This is a genomic window from Kitasatospora sp. LaBMicrA B282, from assembly GCF_050325825.1.
In the GTDB taxonomy this organism is placed as follows: domain Bacteria; phylum Actinomycetota; class Actinomycetes; order Streptomycetales; family Streptomycetaceae; genus Kitasatospora.
Map to the genome: position 1 here is coordinate 1 of NZ_JBNQTI010000297.1, position 5,197 is coordinate 5,197.

Consider the following 5,197-nt stretch of genomic DNA (forward strand, 5'->3'; position numbering starts at 1 on the left):
GCCGTCGCGGGCGGCGGCGAGCAGCTGCTCGCGGTCCTCGGGGCGGGCCACGGCGGCCAGGCAGCGGGCGGCGGCGGCCGCCCGGCGGGCCACCGCCTCGGCGTCCGGGTGCACCCCGGGCTCCAGCTGGTCGGCCCAGGCGAGCACGTCGGCCACGCTCCAGCCCGGGGTCACCCCGCCCCGGTTGAGCTGGCGCTGCCACAGGTCGAAGGGGGACTGCTCGCCGGCGGCGGCCACCCGGGGGTGCGCCTCGGCCCACAGCCGCCAAGGCCGCGGTTCGTAGGCGGACCGGATGGCGGCGCGCAGCTCGGCCTCGCCCTCCTCGGTGGCGGGGAACCGGCCCAGCACGGCGGGGGCCAGCTCCAACAGCGCCTCGTCGGTGTCGCGCAGCGCCAGTTCGTCGAGCGACCAGGCCCAGTTGGCACCGGTGGCGGTGTAGGAGCGGAGCAGCAGCAGGGCGTCGCGGCGGCCGTAGCCGGCCAGGTGGCCGAGCACGGACAGGGCCAGGCCGGTGCGGTGGTCCTGCGGGTCCAGCAGGTCGTCGGGGTGGCCGAGGTGCCGCTCGATGCCGCCGAGCGGGGCTTCCAGGTCCATGTAGACGCGGGCGTAGTAGAGGGAGCGGTTCTCCAGCTGCCAGTCGCCCCGCGGGTCGTTGGTGACGCACTCCTCCAGGGCGGCGACGGCCTCGTCACGGTCCGCTGCGAGCGCATGCAACTGCCCGTCACCGCGTCCTCGCTGGAGCAGGCCGAGGAGGCTGGCGCTGGGGGCTATCACGGGCTCGAACATGAGGTCAGCATCCGTTGCGGCAGTCGTCGTGGCAACGGGATTTCCGTCGCCGGGGGTCTGGTGGTCACGCTGGGGCGGGCGCCCGGGCGCCGGAATCACCGTAGGTTACCGTCTGTCCGCCGCAGGCGCACCCACCTCGCTCCCGGGTGCCCCGCCCCTTCGATCCGATCTGCCCCCGGTCGCGCCCGATGATGCCCGGGCCGTTGCACTGGCATATGCCAGATGAAAGTTCCTATCGTTTCTGCCATTCTTCACGCACGGAGCGTGAGGCTGTGCCAGAGTCGTTCTCGCTGCTCCGGCACGACCGCACGCCCCGGCACGCCGCACGCTCGGGCACCGACCGCACGCTCCGGCACCGACCGCACGCTCCGCTCCCGTTTCCCCGACAGCCCCGTGGGACCGCCGATGAGTCTCTCCCTGCCCAGCGCTCCGCCCGCCCAGGCCACCGCCGCCATGGAGTGGGACCTGCTCCAGGACACGGTGCGCTGGTCCGCGGAGGCCTACCCGCTGCTCGCCCGCGATCCCGAACTCGGCCCGCTCACCCTCGACCAGCTGCCGGGCCGCCTGGTGCCGCAGGACCGCCCGGCCCTCTGCCGGATGGTGACCGAGGCCCTGGTGCACGGCCGCCCGCTGGACGGGGTGGTGCGCATCGAACGGCCGGCCGGGCCGGCCGGCGCCCCCGCCCCGTTCCCGGTGCACTGCTCGGGCCGCCCGGTGCTCGGTCCGGATGGTCAGGTGGTCTCGCTGCGGATGCTGGTCCGCGCCTGCTGACCCCGCGCGCACGGCTCGACCGCACGCCCGGCCTCCGCTCGGGTGCGACTCGGATCACCTCGGGTGCGACTCGTGTCGCACTGCCCTGGACATCGGGGCGGTACCCGGGACACATATGCTGTCGGCCGCAGTGTCAGCACAGGGCGGACCTGCACCGAGGGAGGACCGTTCCGTGGAACAGAGCATTCTGCACAAGGCCGCATTCCTGCTGCACGAGTGCCACGAGCCCGAGCAGGTCGTGGTGGAGCGACTCAAGGAGTACTTCCCCGCGCTGAGCCTGGTCGAGCGCGAGCGCTACGTCCAGGAGGCCTGGGACCAGGTGCACAGCGCCAACGTCGACAACATCTGAGTTCGCGCTACTCGGGCGGGCGGCGGGCCGCCGGGACCGCCGCCCCGACGTCCGCCCGCAGCTCGGCCACCGCGGGCAGCGCCTGGTAGCGCGCGGCCAGCCGGTCCATCCGGCGCAGCCGGTCCCAGGTGCGGTGCGAGGACGTGGCGCTGATCAGCTCCAGCGCCAGCCTGGTCTGCCGCCCGGCCTCCTCCGGCTCCCCCGTGAGCCAGCGCACCGACGCCAGGGTGACCAGGTCCAACACGGTCGACCGCTCCTGCCCCTGCCCGGCGCGCAGCCGGATCGCCGCCCGCACGTGCTCGACCGAGCGCTCGGCCGCCCGCGGGTCGTGCTCCGCCAGGGTGCGGTAGACCAGCGCCTGCATGCCGTGCAGCTCGGCCTCGTTGAAGGTCTGCATCCAGACCGGCTGCGGCTCCGCCGAACCCTTGAGGAACTCCTCCTCGGCCTCCCCGAGCAGTCGCGCCACCCTTTCGCCATGGCCCAACGAGGCCTCGGCCCAGGCCTCCACGGTGTTCAGCATCGCCCGGGTCAGCGGCCGCAGCTGCGGCCCGGCGCCGGCGTGGGCGGTCCGCATCAGGTCCAGCGCCTCGGTGGCGCGGCCGTGGTGCAGCAGCTGCCGGGCGCAGCGTGAGATCGCCTCGCCCGCCCGCGGCCGGTCGCCGGCCTCCTTGGCGGCCTGCGCCGCGATCACGAAGTACCGCTGCCCGGTGGCCTCCAGGCCGACGTCGTGCGACATCCAGCCGGCCAGCGCGGCCAGGTTGGCCGCCACCAGCCAGAGCCGGCGGGCCAGTTCCGGCGGGTGCCGGTGGGTGAGCAGCCCGCCCACCTCGTTCAACTGTCCGATCACCGCCTTGCGCTGGAGCCCGCCGCCGCGGGAGGCGTCCCAGGCCCGGAACACCTCGAAGGAGCGCTCCAGCGCGGCGACCTCCGCCGGGCCGGCCGGGCCGGGCTCGTAGACGTCCACGATCGGGCGGGCGGGGGTGCCGGTGATCACCTGGCGCGGGCGGTTCGCCGCGTGGGCGACGCTCTCCCCGCCGAGCCAGTGGTAGAGGGAGTCGGGGATGACGGAGGCACCCGGCAACTCGGTGACGGTATCGGCCAGTCCGCGTCGGTTGAGCATGAGATCCATTCCCGTGAACTCGGTGAGGATCTCGGCCGTACGCTCCGGCTCTTCGACCGCGGCGTCACCCGCCCTGGCCGTTGCTGTCCGCCGTGGTCGCGCCAGACCGAGGTCCTCGATGGAGACGACACGGCCGAGCCGCTCGGTGAACACCGCGGCCAGCACCCGCGGCACCGGATCGCGCGGGATCTCGCCCCGCTCGATCCAACGCCGCACCCGCGAGGTGTCGGTGGACAGCTGCTGCTGTCCCATCGCCGCACCCCGCCGGTTGACCAGCCGAGCCAGCTCGCCCTTCGACCAACCGGTCAAGGCGAACAGATCGGCGAGTCGGGTGTTGGGTCCGCTGCTCACATCAAGCCCCCAGGCTCCTCGGCTGGTTCGAGATTAATGGGCTGTCATGTGCCACGCGAGCATTCGCCAGGGTTCGCCAGGGCTCGCCAACTGGTCAGCCAGTGCCGCACGGGTGTCAAGTAGAGATGCGCAACCCCACCCGGGGTTCGGAACCCCTCCGAGCACCGGGAACCACCGCCGGGAGCCGTCTCCGCCGGCGGTGCCGGACCGCCGGTGCGGTCTGGCGAAGAGGGGTGGCGCGGCCGGGTGGCGAACCGGTGCCGAGCCCGGCCGGCCGGGCGGACCAGCGCATTTCCCCAGGGTGCGCGGGTCCGCTCGGGCGGCCGGTCCCGGAGCCGGGCGCGCCGACCGGTGCGGCCCGTCGTCCGTCCCACCCATCCCCGGACGGCCGCCGCGCCCGGGTGCTCCGGCGCACGCCCCCCGTGCGCCGTCGTCCACCCCAGCGAGCCAGGTCGTACACCTCCGCGCGCCAATCGTGGCACCCCGTTCGACTCGGTCAGGGCCCCCGTCTTGACTGTCATATGCCATCGGCAAGGAAGGGAATCCCGCCCCCTCATGTACACCTCCGCGACTTCCCCCACCGCGCCCCGGACCGGCATCGCGCAGCGGCCGCCGTCCTCCGTGGCGATCCGCCGGCCCGGGCCGAAGCCTGCCCTCCCCGCGCGCCCCGCCGGGCGCATCGAGGCGCCCGCCCATATCCCGCGCGCCGGTGAGCGCCTGCTGCGCCCCCGCGCGCCCCAACCCGCCCCCGTCGTCGAGCGCATCGACACCGCCGCCCTCGCCACCCCGGCCGTCCGGGCCGCGCTCGCCCACATCACGCGGATATGTCCCGCCTTCTCGGCGCGCCAGGTGCTGCGCGAGGACGGGGCGCACATCCTGATCACCGGGCTGATCGGGCGCACCGCCGTGGTCGCCAAGTGCCTCTCCCCGCAGGCCGTGCAGAGTGATCGGCGGGCCCTGCTGGTGGAGCGGTTCCGCCGCGAGGTGGCGATCTACCGGGCCTTCGTCCGGCACCGCCCGCCGGTGCGGATGCCGCGCCTGGTGGCGGCCGACCACGACCGCTGCGTGCTGGTGATGGAGCGGATCCCGGGCCGCCCCGCCGCCGTGGAGCGCCACCCGGCCGACGCGCCGACCCCGGGCGAGGTGCGCGCCATCCTCGGCTCGATCCGGTCGCTCAATCTCTGGCGCCCGCCGATCGACGTCTTCCACCAGCCGCTGGACTACCAGTTCGAGATCGGCCGGTACCACTCGGTGGGCCAGCTGACCGACCGGGACGCCGGGGACCTGCGCCAGCTGCTGCACGGCCTGTCCCACTCCGGCTGGCAGCTCTGCCACGGCGACGCCCTCCTCAGCAACATCATGCTGGCCCCCTCCGGGCCGGTGCTGCTGGACTGGGAGCAGGCCGGCTGGTACCTGCCCGGCTACGACCTGGCGGTGCTGTGGAGCGTGCTCTACGGGGACACCGCGGCCCGCCGGCAGATCAGTCAACTGGCCCAGGTGGGCGGCACGCTGGCGCGGGACGCGTTCCTGGTCAACCTGGTCCTGGTGCTGATGCGGGAGCTGCGGCTCTACGACGTGCCCGGCGCCGGCGAGGAGCAGCGGCTGATGATCCGCCGGCTGTACGACGACGCGGCGCTGGCCCGCCGCGCCGTGCGGGCCGCGGTGGGCACCCGCTGACCGGTCGGGCCCGCCGGTGCGGCTCAGCCGCGCGGGCGGGCGGCGCGGGCCAACGCGGCCCGGGGGGGAGCGGAGAGGCACACCCCCCCCCCCCACCCCCCCCCCCCCCACAACCGCCCGCCCCCAAAACAACCCCCTCCCCC

4 protein-coding genes and 1 pseudogene are annotated in these 5,197 nt (G+C 74.7%); 3 read left to right on the forward strand and 2 right to left on the reverse strand.

Annotated elements, in window-relative coordinates; genetic code table 11:
- A pseudogene (locus ACQRUO_RS38470) lies at positions 1–786 on the reverse strand (HEAT repeat domain-containing protein); the annotation flags it as partial.
- A 405-nt stretch (positions 787–1,191) separates the two neighbouring features.
- Between ACQRUO_RS38470 and ACQRUO_RS38475 the strand changes: the two are divergent.
- Together ACQRUO_RS38475 and ACQRUO_RS38480 are read left to right on the forward strand one after the other, a co-directional pair.
- Positions 1,192–1,557 (forward strand): hypothetical protein, encoded by a 366-nt coding sequence (locus tag ACQRUO_RS38475; protein WP_428320832.1) that lies wholly within the window; start codon positions 1,192–1,194, stop codon positions 1,555–1,557.
- Between the two features lie 172 nt (positions 1,558–1,729).
- Positions 1,730–1,906 carry a hypothetical protein gene (locus ACQRUO_RS38480; protein ID WP_428320833.1) on the forward strand — a complete coding sequence of 59 codons (177 nt, stop codon included), beginning with the start codon at positions 1,730–1,732 and terminating at the stop codon, positions 1,904–1,906.
- Between the two features lie 7 nt (positions 1,907–1,913).
- On the opposite strand, the gene ACQRUO_RS38485 is transcribed toward ACQRUO_RS38480, so the two are convergent.
- A complete protein-coding gene (locus ACQRUO_RS38485) occupies positions 1,914–3,377 on the reverse strand; it encodes a DNA-binding protein NsdB (protein ID WP_428320834.1) in 1,464 nt (487 codons plus the stop codon).
- Between the two features lie 555 nt (positions 3,378–3,932).
- Here ACQRUO_RS38485 and ACQRUO_RS38490 point away from each other — a divergent pair.
- Complete coding sequence (locus tag ACQRUO_RS38490; protein WP_428320835.1) at positions 3,933–5,054, forward strand: phosphotransferase; 1,122 nt, start codon at positions 3,933–3,935, stop codon at positions 5,052–5,054.
- The last annotated feature ends 143 nt before the right edge of the window (positions 5,055–5,197 follow it).

What these genes read in the sequence shown, in the direction of transcription:
- ACQRUO_RS38475 (WP_428320832.1), top strand. Translation starts at nt 1,192, where the DNA reads ATGAGTCTCTCCCTGCCCAGCGCTCCGCCCGCCCAGGCCACCGCCGCC.
- ACQRUO_RS38490 (WP_428320835.1), top strand. Translation starts at nt 3,933, where the DNA reads ATGTACACCTCCGCGACTTCCCCCACCGCGCCCCGGACCGGCATCGCG.